This is a genomic window from Enterococcus sp. C74 (genome assembly GCF_040887125.1).
Lineage (GTDB): Bacteria > Bacillota > Bacilli > Lactobacillales > Enterococcaceae > Enterococcus_B > Enterococcus_B hirae.
In genome coordinates, this window is sequence record NZ_JBFOFA010000002.1 from 302,735 (window position 1) to 320,671 (window position 17,937).

At 36.9% G+C, this 17,937-nt stretch carries 11 protein-coding genes and 1 pseudogene; 1 reads left to right on the forward strand and 11 read right to left on the reverse strand.

Annotation, left to right across the window (positions count from 1 at the left end; all coding sequences use genetic code 11):
* Positions 1-34 precede the first annotated feature (34 nt).
* Genes AB3H93_RS04220 through AB3H93_RS04245 form a run of 6 tightly spaced genes read right to left on the reverse strand, consistent with a single transcriptional unit; the run spans position 35 to position 8,540 of the window.
* Positions 35-1,735, reverse strand: coding sequence for a DUF4091 domain-containing protein (locus AB3H93_RS04220; RefSeq protein WP_368020192.1), 1,701 nt, complete (start codon positions 1,733-1,735; stop codon positions 35-37).
* On the reverse strand, positions 1,736-2,710 hold the full coding sequence (locus tag AB3H93_RS04225; protein WP_063627196.1) for an alpha/beta hydrolase: 975 nt from the start codon (positions 2,708-2,710) through the stop codon (positions 1,736-1,738).
* 4 nt (positions 2,711-2,714) lie between these two features.
* Positions 2,715-4,079 carry a glycoside hydrolase family 1 protein gene (locus AB3H93_RS04230; protein WP_368020193.1) on the reverse strand — a complete coding sequence of 455 codons (1,365 nt, stop codon included), beginning with the start codon at positions 4,077-4,079 and terminating at the stop codon, positions 2,715-2,717.
* Positions 4,069-4,956, reverse strand: a complete 888-nt coding sequence (locus tag AB3H93_RS04235) for an ROK family protein (protein WP_368020194.1) — start codon at positions 4,954-4,956, stop codon at positions 4,069-4,071. The genes AB3H93_RS04230 and AB3H93_RS04235 overlap by 11 nt, the downstream gene beginning before the upstream one ends.
* A 13-nt stretch (positions 4,957-4,969) precedes the next feature.
* Positions 4,970-6,322, reverse strand: coding sequence for a PTS sugar transporter subunit IIC (locus AB3H93_RS04240; RefSeq protein WP_368020195.1), 1,353 nt, complete (start codon positions 6,320-6,322; stop codon positions 4,970-4,972).
* A 10-nt stretch (positions 6,323-6,332) separates the two neighbouring features.
* Positions 6,333-8,540, reverse strand: a complete 2,208-nt coding sequence (locus AB3H93_RS04245; RefSeq protein WP_368020196.1) for a glycoside hydrolase family 3 N-terminal domain-containing protein — start codon at positions 8,538-8,540, stop codon at positions 6,333-6,335.
* A gap of 158 nt (positions 8,541-8,698) precedes the next feature.
* On the opposite strand from AB3H93_RS04245, the gene AB3H93_RS04250 reads away from it, so the two are divergent.
* A complete protein-coding gene (locus AB3H93_RS04250) occupies positions 8,699-9,874 on the forward strand; it encodes a helix-turn-helix transcriptional regulator (RefSeq protein ID WP_010737701.1) in 1,176 nt (391 codons plus the stop codon).
* A gap of 268 nt (positions 9,875-10,142) precedes the next feature.
* Here the strand turns inward: AB3H93_RS04250 and AB3H93_RS04255 are convergent.
* The 5 genes and pseudogenes from AB3H93_RS04255 to AB3H93_RS04275 form a co-directional block, all read right to left on the reverse strand.
* Positions 10,143-11,255: pseudogene (locus AB3H93_RS04255) on the reverse strand (alpha/beta hydrolase); the annotation flags it as partial.
* Between the two features lie 755 nt (positions 11,256-12,010).
* A complete protein-coding gene (locus tag AB3H93_RS04260) occupies positions 12,011-14,227 on the reverse strand; it encodes a putative mucin/carbohydrate-binding domain-containing protein (protein ID WP_368020197.1) in 2,217 nt (738 codons plus the stop codon).
* 294 nt (positions 14,228-14,521) lie between these two features.
* A complete protein-coding gene (locus tag AB3H93_RS04265; protein WP_010719006.1) occupies positions 14,522-15,403 on the reverse strand; it encodes a carbohydrate ABC transporter permease in 882 nt (293 codons plus the stop codon).
* On the reverse strand, positions 15,400-16,269 hold the full coding sequence (locus AB3H93_RS04270) for a carbohydrate ABC transporter permease (protein WP_010719005.1): 870 nt from the start codon (positions 16,267-16,269) through the stop codon (positions 15,400-15,402). Before AB3H93_RS04270 ends, AB3H93_RS04265 begins: the two co-directional genes overlap by 4 nt.
* A gap of 233 nt (positions 16,270-16,502) precedes the next feature.
* Positions 16,503-17,792, reverse strand: a complete 1,290-nt coding sequence (locus AB3H93_RS04275) for an ABC transporter substrate-binding protein (protein ID WP_096709043.1) — start codon at positions 17,790-17,792, stop codon at positions 16,503-16,505.
* Positions 17,793-17,937: the final 145 nt, after the last annotated feature.

The window sequence follows — 17,937 nt, forward strand, 5'->3', positions numbered from 1 at the left end:
TCTGAAAAAGCAATCACAAAATAAGTACTCAGCTCTAAGACAAGGAAGCAATCAATTGTTTTCGAAATGCTTCGTATTCGTCTGCCTGTTGATTAAACAAACGCTGGTTGCTTGTGTGGCTATCTTGCATCCATTCTTTTGGTTCGCTGCTGCCTAGAAATGCATCTAACAATTGTTGTGTGACAATCGGATTCTTTTTCACTGCTTCTTTGACCAGGTAAAAATCTTCAATTCCTCTTTGCAATTGTTTGTAACGTAAAGACAACAATAACTGTCCAGAATAGCTAGGATAAATGAGACAAGTATCACCGATCGGTAACGAACTAGTATTATAGCGGATATCTTCTCGCACATTTTCTGGCCAGCAATTATATGCCCAACGCAGCATACCATCTGTTTTGAAGCAATGCGCTAAAATTCCTTGGATACGAGTCTCTAATAATGAGCTGTGTAAAAAGGTATTCGGACGATCAGGATAATTACAAATATAATATTGTGTCTTTCCTGGATGGCTTTGTGTTAACTGCTGATAATGGTTGCACGTACAATAAAAAGAAGTGACCGGAAAATCGACATCTGGCAGCAATTGTTCCAAGACGTTTTCTTTATCAAAAGCGACTTTTATCTGAACACTAGTATCCACTGACTTTAATTCTGCTAATGAAGCTTTAAAGGTGTCTATTTCGTGAATCTTCGGCTCATCAGAGATAATCCTGACTTTGTCCCATACCCCAATCTCTTTGAAATGCTCAAATAATTGGTTGAAATAGGACTTCAATTCATTTTTGTTTTCGATGAATCCGATCTTTTGCAAGGCTTCATCAAAATAGCGAACCACAATTTTTTCAGGGTAATCTAACTGTTGGATCAATGGGAAGAATGGTACTTGCCACACACCTAACAAACCAAAGACGTTGATTTCTTGATCGATACCTGCTTCTGCCATTGTTTGAAGATAGCGATCTAAAATGGTGAAATCACACGTCAATTCTCCTTTGAGATCCTTTTTGACTTTAATCATCGAGTACTCATAAAGATTCGCTGGATAGTCTTTGACGATATAATTAAACCAACCTTTCCAAGGGATCTCGCCTGCGATCACCGTTACCGCTTTTTGCCCAATAGCTGCTAAACTGGAAGCCATTTCGCGAATCAATCGGAAATGAGTCTCACTCCAAAGTGGGACTTGAAAACTTCTCGCTAAATTAGACGGTTGTTGCCAGATGTCCAAATTAAATTTCTGAGTCACGTTATCTGGAAAACAATAATCTGAAACGTCAATCATTAATTTTTTCGTCACTACTTCTTCGTCACCGGCTGTCAAATATGAACGGTAAACTGTTATTTCTAGTGAATAGCTGCCAGACTTGATTTCAGTATCCAAAGGAAATTCCAGATAAATTGGCGCATAACGATCGCCTGAATAAGTTTTCACTGTTTGTTCTAACAACTTATCCGCATACAATATATCTTCGTTGCCTAAATAATAGTCAATAAATTGAGCTTTTACTGGTAACGAGGATTCGATAGCGATACGATAAATCGGTATCTCAATAGCATCTGGTATCGAAAATTCATCCGATAGTACGAAATGGTTTTTTCGCCCGTCATGAAGTAGTAACTGACAAGCATTTTTACTGTTCTTATAAAAAGTTAACTCCGTAAGTTCCTGAGGCTGTTCAGCCGTCAGACGATTGGTCGCTTTATAACTTTCATGGACAAGGTAAGCTTGCATTCAATGCTCCTCCTTTGGTCGATTCAATCCATCGATCAATTGTTCAAATCGTTCATTCGTCATTTGATCTGGAATCATTCGCCGCAATTGCTTTAAATTAAGTCTTTTTACTAATTTGAAACGACTAGGATCTTGCCAGCTAGGGAAAAATCGTTGGAGAACTTGCTGATTTTCTGCCTCTTTTACGAGTTGAAAAATCGGTATGTCGATGATCTCTCTGGTCGATAATTCGTTGCCTTTTTCTTGTTCTTCCCACTGTGATTCCATCCATTCCATCGCAAATGGAAACCAGCGAGCAAAACGTTCGTCTGTCACTTCATCAGATGTGCGGTACCACTTAGTTGCCAAAGAAAGTCCATGAGGTCCTTTTTGAAAAATATGTGATTCAAAAGGAACATCATTTTCTTCTAACGCACGTAAATATAGTAAGGAATTTTCGATAGGAACGATCGAATCTTCAAATGTGGAAAATAAAAACGTCGGCGGCGTATCACTCGTCACGCATTCTTCCAAAGAAGGAGCCGAAATACCCATGACCTCTGAAAAAGAAGAGAGGATAGCTGGATAACCTAATAAACATAGAGCGGGTTTAGTCGCTAACATTGTCGACATGGCTGCTGCTAAATGCCCACCTGCTGAAAAGCCAATGACCGCAATCTTATGACGATCAATCTGCCATTCTTCCGCACATTCTTGAAGTAATTCCATTGCTTTTTGTCCATCAGACAATGCTTTTTGAAAATGACGATGTTCTCCTACATGATAATGTAAAACACCTGCATGATAGCCCTTTGACAGAAAGCTTAATGCGATCGGTTCCCCTTCTCTTTCACTACAAAAAGAATACCCACCCCCAGGAATCACTAAAATAAACGGACGTTTTTCGATTGGCTGCGATTCAAACAATTCTTCTTGTAAGTAAAGCTTGAGACCGGTATTTGCCTTGCGATCAAAAATAATTTCTTTTGTTCTCATTGCTTCATTCTCCTAAGCCATTTTCCTCAATCACTTGTTGATACCAATAAAAGCTATCCTTTTTATACCGTGCTAAATCGAGTAACTCCTCATCGGTCCGATTGACATAGATAAATCCGTACCTTTTATTGATTCCTTCATGGGTACTGATCAAATCAATCGCACTCCATGGGCAATAACCGATCACCTCAACGCCATCTTCAATCGCTAAAGCCATTTGCTGGATGTGTTGATGTAAATAATCAATCCGATAATCATCATGGATTTTCCCGTCAATGAGTTGTTCTGATGCACCGATCCCATTTTCTGTCACCAAGAGTGGTAAGCGATAGCGAGAATAAATTTCATTTAAAGTAAAACGAAACCCTTCTGGATCAATAGGCCAGCCAAATTCCGTCATTGGTAAATGTGGATTTTCGACTGTTTGAAAGAATCCTGGAATCCCAAAACCTGATTGCTGATCTATTTTTTGTTCTTTGGCAAAATAACTGGAGACGGTCATTGTATTATAGTAGTTAAAAGCAATGTAGTCTCCTGTTCCTTCTGCTAAAATCGTTTGATCTTCTGCAGTAATCACTGGTGCCGCACCAATCTTCTCTAATAAATGCCAAGCATTATGATTGTACTTCCCAAAAACAGCAACATCTAAAAAGAGCCAATTTCTAAGCGCACTCATATATAAAGCGGCCATCTGATCCTCTGGTTTATCTGAAGCAGGATACACACTAGCGATGTTAGGTGCTGGTCCAATTTTGCCGTTATAATTTCCTTTGTGGTAATTACTGGTCACGAGGGCTTGTGCGACTAACATATGATGGTTTTCATGGAATTTTTCTTTCATACTTTTATTACTTGTCCCAATTACAGAACCAGCCAATGCCATGACATTTTGTTCATTGATTGTTTGCCAAAGTGGAACATCTTGCCCAAAATGGTCAAATAATACCTGACAATAATCCGCAAAAGCTTGAATCGTTTCTCTATTTTCCCAACCACCTTTTTCGGCAATGGACGCAGGCAAATCAAAATGGAAAACAGTTGCGATTGGTTGGATATCATTTTCTTTCAATAACTCAATCAAACGTTTGTAAAAAGCAATACCAGCTGGATTCACTTTTCCATTAGGCATTACACGACTCCATGAAATCGAAAAACGATAAGCTTTTAGTCCTAACTCTTTAAATAAACGGACATCTTCTTCCAATCGATGGTAGTGGTCAGAGGCAACTTTAAAATCAGTCGTTCCTTCTGGGATAGACTTGATATCCTGAACAGATGGTTCTTTCCCCTCTTCATTCCAAGCGCCTTCTACTTGATAAGCACTGGTAGAAGCTCCCCATAAAAAATCTGTTGGAAATTTATTTTTCATCTTCATTCTCCTTTATGGCCGCACCAATTAAATTGGCATCTGCTTGAAATTTTGCTGCTTCAATCGTCAATGGTTGTAATGTTTTTTTGATGATTGGTGCTACTGTAAACAGCTCTTGATAAGCTTGTTGAATCGTCTGGATCAAATATTCTTGTTGACTGATTCCTCCACCAATGACGATCTTTTCAACATCTAGCAGCGTTTGAACATTGAAACAAAGAAAAGCAACCTGTTTACAATAATCATGAAATAAAGCTTTGGCTGACTCATTCTCACTGTCTTTTAAGGCAGCAAAGACCTGTTCGCCCTCGTTGTCTACTTTTAATAATTCAGCTAATTGTTTGATCAACCAAACAGCCGACAGTCCCATACCTACAAACGAGTCTTGACCAGTAATCTGACGATCACGGATCATAAAGCTAATTTCACCGGCTTGCATGTGCGTTCCTTTATAAAGCTGTCCATTGATACAAATGCCCATGCCAACTCCAGTTCCCAAAATAATTGCTGCGGCTTGTTGGATCCCTTTTAAATTGCCATATTTCATTTCACAGGAAGTAGCAGCTTTGGCATCATTTTCAACGAACACTTCGAAATTCTCCAACTCTAAAAACGATTGCAATTGGAGTTGATCCAGATAAGGAACAGCACCGCCGAAGCGAACTGTCCCAGACTGATCAACCGATCCAGGTACTGAAAAAGCAATTTTATGGAATGATTGGATTTCTTGATAGTCACGAATCATTTGTGATAATAATCGTTGAAATTGCTCTTTGTCTGAAGGTGTTGGAAAACGCTTTTTAAAAGAAACTTCATTCTGAGAAATCAGAGCGGTCTTGATCATCGTCCCTCCAATATCAATCCCTAAAACGACCATTTGCTCTCCTCCATTATGCTTGAACTTCTTCTGCAATCACACCAGCCATCTTTTCTTTTGCTTCCTTAGCTTTGGCTTCTGCTTTTAATTCTAATTCATACTCTTTTTTGTCAGCAATCTTGATAAATGGATACCACATCAAGATCCCGATACCCATGCAAATAACCATCAAGATTGTATAATTTATCCCACCAGAAAGTGGCATCTTAACAAAAGTTGGTGTCGTCCAAGGCAATAAACTTATCATTGGGTTCAATGAAATCGGTAAAATGGTTGTGGTTAATCCCCACGTCACAAAGCCTGCGATCAACTGTGTAAAGACTTGTGGAATGAAAAACAATGGGTTTAAAATAATCGGCATACCAAACATCAAGGGTTCCGTAATGTTGAAAATGGCAGGAATCACGGATAATTTCCCAAGTTGTTTCATTTTGGCAGATTTACTACGAATCATAAAGAACGTCACAAATCCCATGAAGCCTGCAGCGTACATTCCCATGTAGATCACAGAAGGAATCAAGTAAGGCAAAGCTTCATTTTTTTGGAAAGCTGCGATATTTGAGACAACCATCGTCATACTGATTGCTCCTAATGGTCCTTGTAAAACTGCGTTGTGAATCCCAAAGAACCAAAGGACAGCTAATACTTCCATGATAATAATAATTGATAATGGACTAGCAACCAACGCGTTAAGCGGTGCATTGATCACATCGATAAAGAATTGGAAAATCGAGCCAGATTTTGTCAAACCAAATAAGATACGCAGAATAAATACAAAGACAAAGATGATTGTTACAACAAAGACCGGTGCCAATGATTGCGTAACCATCGGAGGTACGCTATCTGGTAATTTAAGCACAATATTTTTTTTCGATAGATAAGCATAAAGTTGAGTAACCACTAACGCAACGATCATTCCAATAAACAAGCCTTGTCCGCCTAAGAAATCTAAGCGTAATGCTGCAATCGTAGAGTCTACAGCCTCTCCATTTTGCATAGCCATTGTTGCGACAGTTTGAGGCATCAACATCACAAAACTAGCTAAAGAAATAATTGCTGCGTTTCGCTCATTCGTCCCCAGTTGTTTTGCATAAGAAAAAGCCAGACTATAAACGACATACAATGAAAATACCCCAGTTGCACCATTTGTAATAGCTTCTACATGTGGGTAAATACCTAATGAAGTCAAATAATCGATCCAACCAGGAATTGGGAAGTTCCCTACGATCGTAATCAGCGCAATCCCCAAAGTGATTGGACTCGTACGAATAAACCCTTCCATCAAAGCAGCTAACACTTTATTTTGTTGTAATTTTTGCGATAATGGTAATAACTTACTTCCTAAAAACGCTTCTAATTTTTCCATCGTAATCCCCCTATTGTTTATATTCCCATGTGGTAACACTTTCTAACCCGTCGACATTTAAATAAAAATGGTAGACACCTTCTTCTATCCAACTATTTCCATTATTATCAAAGATAGCTAAGTCAGAAATTGGAATATTGATTCTTGCTTGCTTTTCTTGATTTGCTTCTAAATAGATTCGCTGACTGCTGACCAATCGTTTTTCCGGTTGGACAATCGAAGCATATTCTTGATGAAGATAAAGATGTGTCACAGTTTCTGCTGAAACATCCGATCGATTTTTCACTAAATAATTGATCTCAATAAATTGGTCTTTTTGCTCACTTCTCAGTAATTGACTTTCGAATGAGGCGTAACTCATTCCCGCTCCAAATTTGAATAGCGGATCATTGGATTCATCGATATATTTTGAGACAAAACGCTCAGAATGATTGCTTGTTGATATTGGTCTGCCTGTGGAGGTCTGAGCATAATAAATCGGTAGTTGTCCTTCACTTCTAGGAAACGTCATCGATAGACGAGCAGAAGGACTGACTTTACCAGCAAGTAAATTAGCGATTCCGATCCCACCCATCGTTCCAGGAAACCAGACAAGTAATAAACTATCGAAATATTTTTCTACATCCGTTAAGACTAGCGGCCGACCGGTGTATAGTACGCCTACAATTGGTTTATTTAATTCATGTAATTTTTTGATCAGACGTTGTTGTTTTTGTGAAATCTGTAAGTGAGCTTTAGAAGCTCCTTCACCACTTTCGAGAAATTGTTCGCCAAATGTTAATACAATCACATCAGCTTTTTGAGAAATCTGGTAAGCTTCTTCCATTAATGATTCCTCTTCTGCAATTGGCCCATTCAATAATTCCATTCCTTTTTTCAGAGGTCCAAACCCATCATAAGAATCGAATAAATTGTATCCTTTAGCAAAAATTAAGTGATCTGTCGCAAAATGGCGACTCAATCCTTCCTTCAAAGTAACCGTATCTTGTGGCTTTCCGCTGACTGAAGCCCAAAAACCTAAAGTGAGAGGACTTTCGCCGTATGGACCGATCACAGCAATTTTTTGATTTGGTACTAATGGAAGTGCGCCATTATTTTTTAAAAGAACACAACTTTTTTCAACCAACTCGACTGCTGCTTCTTTAGCTTTTTCGGTTAAGATTTCTCCAGTATTCACTTCTTCCAAGCCACGATAAGGATTTTCAAATAAGCCCAATTTATTTTTTAGCATTAAAATACGCCAGACCGCTTCATCGAGAAGTTGCATAAATCGTGGCTCTTGTACTAATTCAGACAGGTGATTGGCATAAATCGAAGTCATCATGTCTAAATCAACACCTGCAATGAGTGCCTTTTTGGCTGCATCTATTTCGTCTTTGGCATACCCGTGAGGAATCAGTTCTTTGATTGCTGCATAGTCTGAAACTAATACGCCATCAAAACCAAAGCGAGAACGTAAAATCTCTCGATTCAACCATTCATTTCCAGTTGCAGGAACCCCATTCAACAAATTAAAAGCAGTCATTACTAATTCACATTTTGCTTCAATTGCTGCTTGATAAGGCTGTAGATATTCATTGAAAAGCCGTTGATGGGACATATCTACCGCTTGATATTCACGTCCTGCTTCCGGTGCTCCATAAGCTGCAAAGTGCTTCAGACATGCAGCTACATGTTTTTCTGGAATTTTTGTCTCACTATCTCCCTGATAACCATTGACGATACTTTTTGCAAACTCTTTCGCCGTATAAACATCTTCGCCTGGAGATTCCATAACCCTCCCCCAACGTGGATCACGCGCTAAATCTAACATTGGTGAAAACAAGACATGTAAGCCATTTAAATAACTTTCTTCTGCTGTTAACTTAGCTGCTTGTTGGATTAGCTCAAAATCGTAAGAACCAGCTTGAGCTAGAGGTATGGGGAAAATTGTCCGAAACCCATAAATGACATCTGACATAAACAACATGGGTATCTTGTGTTTACTTTTTGCTAAAACTTTTGTTTGTAGTTCTTTTAATTTTTGATGATCGTTGATATTATAAATAGAGCCAATCTCAAATACGTCTAACTCTTGAGGTAATCCTAATTCTTCTATTGGCCCAGTATTCATCACATCATTTTCTGATAGAATACTTCCATTCAGTTGGATCATTTGTGCGATTTTTTCCTGAACAGATAATCGATCAAACAAAGCTTGTAACTGTTCTGCTTCCATCGGCGCCTCCTTTGTAACCGCTTTATAGAACAGATTATAAAGAATAAAAAACGATTTTTATATAAAAAAATTAGCGTTTATACCAAAATATTCGCGCTATACAAAATTTATTCGTGTAAAATAAAAAGAAAGAATTCGTCACAAGGAGTATTTACATTATGACTACCGATACGATTAAAATAACTATGGATTTATTGTACCGAAAATATCTGATTCCGATGCTATTATTTGATGAAAACGGATATCTCATCCATCCAAAAAATTTAGAAGACTTACCAATCACGATCAGTACCTATTTTCCATTTAGAAAAACAGAGCAGATCCAGCTTTACCATACAACATCCTATTTATACGGCTATTTTTGTTTTAAATCTGATCAAAAGGAATATCAGATGATCATTGGCCCTTGCGGTATTATCGGTTCAAAAGAAACCTCTTGTTTTTTTATGGGACATGAGTACCATTATAATATTCACTATTCCAAAGAAGACAAGTATTCATTTGAAGAATATATCCAACTATTACACACGATTCTGACTCAGCGGCCAACCAAAAAGGAAGAATTTATTTGGTACTTTCAACAAGATAAAAATAAAAAAAATCTATCCACTGATTACAGCCTGGAAAATAATCTTTATGATCGACGGATCCACAAAGAAACCTTCGATTCGTATCATTTTGAATTACGGTATCTAGATTACATCAAACGAAACGAACCTGAAAAAGTCATTTGGGTCTTCAATAAAATGAAAGAAACCTATAAAGTCTCTTTATCCCCCTTTGAATTGGAAGGGTTGAAACTTAAATTTGCCTCGTTCGTAGCCATCGTCACCAGAATGAGTATTGAAGAAGGCGTACCGATCAATCAAGCCTTTGGTCTGTCCGACTCTTTGATTCAGGGACTGATTTATATCCACTCAGTCAAAGAATGTCTGCAATATATGAAAGAAGCAACCTTCCGTTTTATGGAACTTCTTCATAATTTTCCTTTAGCTCAAAAATCTATGTTAGTAAAAACGATTGTCAACCACATTGATAATCATTTATACGAACGCATCACCGTCGACGAGTTAGCTGCCATCACTGAAAAACATAAGGCACATATTTGCAGCCACTTCAAAAAAGAAATGGGGATTACCATTCACGGATACATTCAAGAAAAAAAGATAACCGAAGCAAAACATTTGTTATTGTTTACAGATCATTCTTACGATGAAATCAGTCACTTGCTTGCTTATTCTAGTCAAAGTCATTTTATTCAAGTGTTCAAAAAGGTCGCCGGCTGTACCCCAAAAGAATACAAAAGTATCCACTATGCCCATTCATTGGTCTGAAGATGTCTTTAACTACTAAGTCGTTCTCCATTGATCTTGATCGTGATCAGATAGGTTCAATACTTTCATGTATGTATTTGTAACTGCTTGTGGTTTGAGTAAATGTAGTAAAAACAAGCCGAAGAACACTAAAATCAAGGAAATGATTTTAGATTCTTCGGCTTATTTCATCAACCTAATTATGCGTGGCGCTACTCTCTCGATCGTGTCAAACTTCGTCCCATTCCTCAGAAAGATCAATCATTTTTTCTTAATGTCTTTGACTTCCAAAAAGATAATTTAGAAAATTAGTGACATATGTTTGATACGCTACGGGATCAACGGATTGGGCTTCCCCATGTCCAGCTCCTGCTACAATCAACTTGACTTTATAGCCCCCGGAAAGATCATAGAGTTCATCCGCATTTTCATGAGGAACTACTTGATCAGCATCTCCGTGAATGATCAATTTGGGGATCGTTGTGGCCATACCAATTTCAGGTAGATTTTCATTCACATTCATTTTTAATTCTTGGTCAAAGTAATACTCTTTCAACAATCCCATATATAGATCTTCATGTTCTTCGTCTGCTACAATGTCAAATTCTTCCCCAAATATTGAACCTAATAAAGGCGCTACGGTATTTTTGTAGGTGTATCTAAGTTGTTCATCAATTGATTTAAATCCGCAATTCTCGATGATTCCTTTTACGTTTGCTGGGATATCCTTAGCTAATGTTGACATCATAGTTGCAGCCCCCATTGAGCCACCATAAAGTAAAATCTTTTGTGTCGGCTTAGTTCCTACTTCTCGATTGATCCAATAGAGCACATCATCTGACTCATATTGTCCATAAGTGACATAATCGCCCCCACTGTTTCCAGTGGCACGAGGGTCTACAAATAATAAATTATAGCCCGCATTGTAAAAGATATTATACTCATCCGTTACTGTCCCTAAATTCCAATTTCCTCGAAAACCACCATGAATCATCACCGTTACATCTGATTTTTGATCCACATAATAAGATTTCAACGTCATTAATTTTCCATCTTGCTTATTTACGGTCGTTCCTTCTAATTGAGTGGTATTAGGATAAAAACCTGTAGGCTCAGCAGGTGCCGTTCCATCATTCGCTGCACCAAGCAAGTTCATAAAACAACTGTCTTTTGCAAAAGCAATGTCATACATCGCACTGATTGTAATCAAACGTTTGATTACTTCTGGACTAACATCAAAGCGTTCTTTTACATTCACTTCTGAAATTTGGTCTGATATCAACGAAGAGAATTCACTTAGAAGTTTAAAAATATTTCCATTATATTCTTTGAAAACTTCAGTTATTTTATCTCGGATATAATTTAAATAAAGTTTTCCCTTGAAATTCTTGCCTTTACCGATTGCTTGAATGATCGCTTGCCCATCGTCAGATAATCCAAGTGTTGTTGTTTTTACTTGCCCCTCGTTTCCTTTGTTGAGAGATTGAGAAACAGATGCAAGGCTTGTTCTTGCCAATAGTCCCTCTTGTTCCTTTCCGTAAACGACACTTGGTGTAGCACATCCTAACAATAAAATAGAAGCCAAAGTAATCATGCAACATTTATTTTTCATTCTACTCACTCCTTTATTTGATATTTCTATTCTAATGAAAGCGTAACCATTTTTATATCAAAAAAGAAGTGTTTGTTATATAAAAGAAGTTCTTTTGAAAAATTCTTGAGTAAATCTTAGGATTATTCAAGTCATTTATACTAGCATAGCCATTTAGCTAATATTTTATACTGGTCTTATTTGTATTACATCACTAAAACCAAACGCTTGTGATAAAACAAAAGAAGATACTGAGACAACTTTTTTGTCCCAGTATCTTCTATTATATCTAAAATGAATAAACGGTGTTTAAAGAGCTCTTGTTCACGACGAGATAAAAGCAGCATTTTCGAAAGATAAGCCGAAATTAATCAAAAATTGGAGAAGCACCAAGTAGATAACAATCGACAGAAAAAACTAGCGTTTGTGTTTCTTGGCAATTTTCGGTATTTTTTTTGGTACTTGATAGTTAACACTTTCGTCTCAACCTCTAAGGTGCTAAGTTTTTTTGCTAAAGACGATCAATTCGATAATTTTGACTGCTCATCTTGCCTGCTCATCATATGCTATTTAAACAAAACATAATATTGGGACATATAATGTTCTGTATCTTTTGGAGATAGAGATTGTATGGCTGTCCATAATTGTTTTTTAGCCATTGATCTTTCCCACGCCATCGGTTTAATACCCTCAGCTTTTACTAATGAATTCCCTAATTTTTCAATTTTTTTCATAAGATCTTTTTCTGGATTATTGTTTAATCCAAGGTGTTTTAACCCATGTTCCGTAACTAGCCAGTGGTTAGTATTTTGTCCACGATCAATAAGATTTTCTGGACCTTTCAAACGATTTCTTGCTTCTGCATGGTAGATTTCTATGCTATCTCCTATCTCAAGCAACAAATGGTCATCGGTGAATCGTTCAGGTATGTCTCCATTAATCGATTTTTCATACCTAATTTTGCCATCCTGAGATTTGATAGTCACTTTTACATAAAGTTCATCTTTAAATAAATAATGAGGTTTTGGCATATTTAAGGTAAGTGTTGCTTCTCTTGAATTCAAATTCGTTCTTAATGAACCTGACCATTGATCATTAAAGCCATAAAAGATAAGATCTTCATCGGCTAACTTACTGATATCAGCTTTGATTAATGAAAGAGAAGCATGGTTTTGGGTTTCCTTTACATAAACATAATTTTCGCTTGGTAAATAATACTTCATTTGTTCACCAGAAAATTCTAAATGATAGACCCCATTAGGAATATTTTTGAATGTCATTTTTTGTTGTACTGGTTGACTCGCTATAATAGTTGCTCCATCTTTTAATTCAACTGTGAGCCCTTCAAAGTTACTCAAATCACTAGGAAGAATTTCAATGGTCAAATCACCAACCAACCCTAGAGAGGCGATTTCCTCGTTAGTAACCAATTCAAAATTAGAATTGATCAAATAGTTTGGGTCAATCAATTGACGTGCACGCACCAACTCATTTTCAGAGACAATATCTGCCAATGAAGCCACAGCTGGATAACCTGCCACACGATTTTTTTCTGCTTGAAATTCATCAAGATACAACCCACGTTTTTTTAAGGCAGCAGAAAAATCCTGCTTACTATTTTCACTGTAGATACGATTCATTAAATTGGGTAATGTATATTCCCAATCTTTGAAATCACTCTGATTAGCCATTTTACGGTATTCCTGATATATCTTAGTGAAGGAGTCATTTCCAGCTTTTTGTTTGAACATCGTTAATAAAATCAGTTGTTCACGCACATCGACATCATGGTAAGTGTCTCCATCACGGATCAACTTATCATATAGCTTGTTTTCGACTTCTTCTTTTTTACCTAAATTAAACAACCAACCGATGTCATCTGCTTTTTTTCCATATTTTTCATACTGATATTGGACCCCAAATAAATTATTTGACACTTCGCCAGTATACATATCTTGCCCATCAAAACCAGCTTGATAACCGTGAGCAATTTCATGTAATGTTGCCCAACTTAGTTCTTTCAACCACATATCTGTCGTAGGTTCACTATTAGCTGTCCAATCACCCCCATAATAAGCAGCACCTGCGCCAGAATCATCTGCCTTTAAAAAGTAACGATTCGAGCCGTTCTGATTTTCTGGTGCGGAACCATCAAAACCAGCGATACCGTTAAATAAAGCAAAAATACCGTGATGATACTCAATCAACGCATCAATTGATGGAAAATCTTTTAAGTTTCTCACTAGTTCTTTGTCCAATTTGGGTACGAGTAATTGGAAATCTACTCCTTGAATTAGCGCATACTCTGCATCCTCCGTATCCCACATTGAAAAAAACATGGTCTCATTCCCATGATATCCATAAACAGGTAACGCTTTCATTTCTTTGGAAGTCACCACTTCGTATTCGATCTGTGCTGATCCTTCTCCGTACGGTGTATCAATAAATGGAACCAAGGGCTCATCTGCACGGATACTTACCCAATTTGATCCAACTTCGATACTTTTTTCATTCTTTTTATCGTTTCCTAGTAGTCGCAATTTTAACTTATTCTTGAAATGAGCATTTGTCTGTCTCATTCTCAATTCGGTATTTTCGCTTAAGATAAAACCTAGATCCTGACGATCATGGTTTTTCCCTTTACTCATCCCTGAGTTGAAGATCCACGTCGGCTCCGGAATACTAAAAATCTCTTTTGACGTGACTTCTTGCGCCCCAACATTGGCTGAAAGTACAAAGATACCAAACACAAACAACAACAGACTAACCGCATATTTTTTCATTTACCTCACTCCTTAAAATTATTTTATGAACAAAAAATAATTATTCATCCATTACAAAAACGTTATTTTTTGTACAATTTAATTATAAATAACAACTAAACAAATAGCAACAATATAATATTTATAAATTTTTATCCTTACAACCTATAATAATTACAGTTATTTAAATATTTAAACATAAATATATTTTTAATATAAAACGTTATTTAAAAAGAAAAAAGCTCTCCCTTAGTGGGACAGCTTTTCCTATACATTTAAAGTTTATACCAAACTAATAGTATCATCGAGTCGCGTTTACTTGACAGAACCGATCATTCCTTGAACAAATTGTTTTTGTAAAACAAAGAACACGATAGCTGTTGGCAATGTTGCAATCACAAGCCCGGCCATAATCATTCCGTAATCTGGTGTATAAGAGGCTCCCATGGCAGATAAAACTAATGGGACCGTACGCTTATCTGGTGATTGTAATGCAACTAGAGGCCAAAGATAGTTATTCCAGCTACTCATAAAAGTAATGATTGCAGCGGCTGCATACGTATTTTTAGCAGTGGGTAGGTAGACACGGAAAAATATACTTAATTCTTTTAATCCATCTAAACGTGCAGCTTCTACTAAATCTTTAGGAAACGCTTTAACGTTTTGTCGAAAGAAGAAGATCAAAAAAGCTGTACTTACTGAAGGCAAAATGACGACTAAGAAGCTGTTAATCCCTAAGATCGTTCCGTTTAAGTTAGAAAACATGCGGTACAAAGGAATCATCAACGCAGCAAAAGGAACCATCATCGATAAAAGCAAAATCGTAAATAATCGTTCTTTTTTTCGACTTTTATAGATCTCAAACCCATAACCAGCCATAGATGAAATCAACAAAGCTAAGACCGTTGTTACAATAGCGATCAAAGCTGAATTCCACAATGAACGTGCAAAGTTTAAGTCATTGGAAAAAAGATTCTGGAAGTTGACAACTAAATGGCTACCGATCTTTAATTTTCCGGCAGTAATATCGATAGGTGTATTCGTCATTCCTAAGATCATCCAAACAAAAGGAAAAATCGAAATAAATGAAATCACGCTCAAAGAGGCATATTTAAAAACAGCTAACCAATCGAATGTTTTAGTCGCTTTTTTTTCATTCTCTTTAAGAAGTACTTTGTTTTCTGCTTGATCTATCACGCTTTTTCACCTCCGACTTTCGTTTGAATGATTGATAACAGTACAATAAAGACTACGATCACAAATGAAACCGCCGCAGCATAACCAAAATTCGGTGTAAATTTATAACTTAAATTGTAAATATACTGAGATAGCGTAGTTGTTGCATTTGCTGGTCCACCACCCGTAATATTTTGTACTTCATCAAAGAGTTGCAACGTACCGATCGTTGATGTGATTGACGTAAACAAAATAATTGGTTTTAAGTTAGGAATCGTGACTTTGATCAATTGTTGCCACTTAGATGCGCCATCGATTTCTGCTGCTTCATAAATTGCCGGATCAATATTTTGCATTCCTGATAAAAAGAAAATCATGTTATAACCTGTCCAACGCCATGTAATCGAAATGATGATTAATACTTTCGCCCAAACTGGATGAGTCAGCCAGCCAATTGGCATATCGATCAAGCCGATCGTCATCAAAAAATTATTCACTAATCCCGATTGAGAAAACAAGCTTTTCATAATAAGCGAATAGCTAACCATGGATGTGATACAAGGTAAAAAAATCGCTGTCCGGAAGAATCCTTTCATTTTAAGCTTTTTATCATTTAATAAATTAGAGACAAATAAAGCTAAAAACAACATAATCGGTACTTGTACCAATAAATATAAAAAGGTGTTAAAAAAAGCCTTTTTGAAGGTCGCATCATTCAACATGCGTTGATAATTCCCCAAACCATTAAAACTCATATTAACTGGGGGACCACTTTGAAATGAAGTGATCAGCGCTAAAATCATTGGGATAAATACCATGATCGAGATCATCAGAACTGGTAAAACAAGAAACGCATTTCCGTTCTTGAAAAAATCTTTTTGTTTCATCTGCTTTGCTCACTTTCGTTACGTTCATCTTCGTTTTATCTGTCATTTAAGGATCGTCTCACAAATCCTCCCTCTTAACTAATTGTCTGAGTAAATGACAGCGTCCTCACGAAAATTCTACGGTATTGATTGAAACTATTTTTAATAGATAGCAAATTTGTGTGACTGATGACCGTTCAAAAATCACCAGCCAACACAAATTTGATACTCTAAATCAATTCATTTCACTCTGCTTAATTGGCTAACTGTGCTTCTACTTGTTTTTGCGTATCTGCCAAGACTTTATCAGTATCTTCTCCATTGATGATTCGGTGTAATGACTCTGCTACAACTGCTTCGATTGCATAGGTTTCTTGTCCATAATTAACTTGTGGAATTTCCGCTGTCCATTTAGAAAAGTCTTCAAACACCTTTTGACCACTATAGAATTCAGAAGACTCTTGATAAGCTGGTTGATCTTTTGCACTTAACATGGTAGAAACTAACCCGATTTCTTTCGCTAAGGTTCCCATCAAGTCTTCGTTAGTCGCAAAGGTCTTCTTCAAGAAGTCTTTCGCATTTTCTTCGCCTGAAACACCTTTGATCACATACCACCCAGCTCCGCCTAAATTAGAAGCTTGTGCTTTTTGCATATTGGCAGGTAATGAAGGTGTCGGTGCAATTGCCCATTTCCCTGATTGATCTTCAGCACCTTGGATCGTTGAGGAATACCAAGCACCAATTGGACTTGATGCAACAGCCCCTGATTGAATGGCCGTGACACCTGCATTCCAATCTGAAGTTTGTTCCACTAGATCTTCTTTAAGTAGTGTAGCAAATAAATTTAATCCATATTTCAATGATTGGTTATCTTTGATCGTAACCGTCTTTCCATCTTCCGAAGTGTACCATTCACCAGCTTCTTGCATGATCATACGGACACGTCCAAGATCTGAGGGATTCACTTCAGTAATTTTTTTACCCGTTTTTGCTTTAACATCTCGAGCAACTTGTAAATAGTCATCCCAACTTAAATTCTGCATATCTGCTTGACTGTAACCGGCTTCTTCTAATACATCTGTTCGATAAAAATTAGCCGTAACACCTGAATCAAATGGGACGCCATAAATTTGATCATCGATCTTATTAACCGCAAATTTATACGAAGCAAAATTGGATTCATCTACGATATCGGTTAACTCAGAAAATGCGTCCGGATAAGAATTCAAATAACCTTGAATACGATAATCCTCAATCAACACGATATTCGGTAATCCATCCGTATTTCCACTGGCTAATGCTGTGTTTAACTTTTGTACGATATCATCTTGTGACATCGTAACGACATCCACTTCGACATCTTTATTGTCATAGACTTTTTTTGCTTCATTGACTGCTTTGATATTAAACGTTTCATCCCATGCCCAAACACTGATTTTATTTTCATCTTTCGTTGCTGAATTTGAGGAACTCCCACATCCCGCAAACAAAACTGCTGCTGAAGCTAAAAGCGTCGCACTTGCTACTAATTTTTTGAATTTCATATCCAACCCGCCTTTTTCATTTTTATTCTTTACATGTGAATCATACCAAAAAAATGTAATCGTTTTCTTAGTTTCTAAAAGAGTTCCAAAAAATATCCCAAAATAAGAAAAAATTACAAATTTAGATTTCAAATTTTTTTATTTT

Bases quoted from the DNA above. Each gene is read 5' to 3' on its own strand.
- AB3H93_RS04275 (WP_096709043.1), bottom strand. From the start codon at position 17,792: ATGAAATTCAAAAAATTAGTAGCAAGTGCGACGCTTTTAGCTTCAGCA.
- AB3H93_RS04240 (WP_368020195.1), bottom strand. From the start codon at position 6,322: ATGGAAAAATTAGAAGCGTTTTTAGGAAGTAAGTTATTACCATTATCG.
- AB3H93_RS04235 (WP_368020194.1), bottom strand. From the start codon at position 4,956: ATGGTCGTTTTAGGGATTGATATTGGAGGGACGATGATCAAGACCGCT.
- AB3H93_RS04250 (WP_010737701.1), top strand. From the start codon at position 8,699: ATGACTACCGATACGATTAAAATAACTATGGATTTATTGTACCGAAAA.
- AB3H93_RS04230 (WP_368020193.1), bottom strand. From the start codon at position 4,079: ATGAAAAATAAATTTCCAACAGATTTTTTATGGGGAGCTTCTACCAGT.
- AB3H93_RS04220 (WP_368020192.1), bottom strand. From the start codon at position 1,735: ATGCAAGCTTACCTTGTCCATGAAAGTTATAAAGCGACCAATCGTCTG.
- AB3H93_RS04225 (WP_063627196.1), bottom strand. From the start codon at position 2,710: ATGAGAACAAAAGAAATTATTTTTGATCGCAAGGCAAATACCGGTCTC.
- AB3H93_RS04260 (WP_368020197.1), bottom strand. From the start codon at position 14,227: ATGAAAAAATATGCGGTTAGTCTGTTGTTGTTTGTGTTTGGTATCTTT.
- AB3H93_RS04270 (WP_010719005.1), bottom strand. From the start codon at position 16,269: ATGAAACAAAAAGATTTTTTCAAGAACGGAAATGCGTTTCTTGTTTTA.
- AB3H93_RS04245 (WP_368020196.1), bottom strand. From the start codon at position 8,540: ATGGAAGCAGAACAGTTACAAGCTTTGTTTGATCGATTATCTGTTCAG.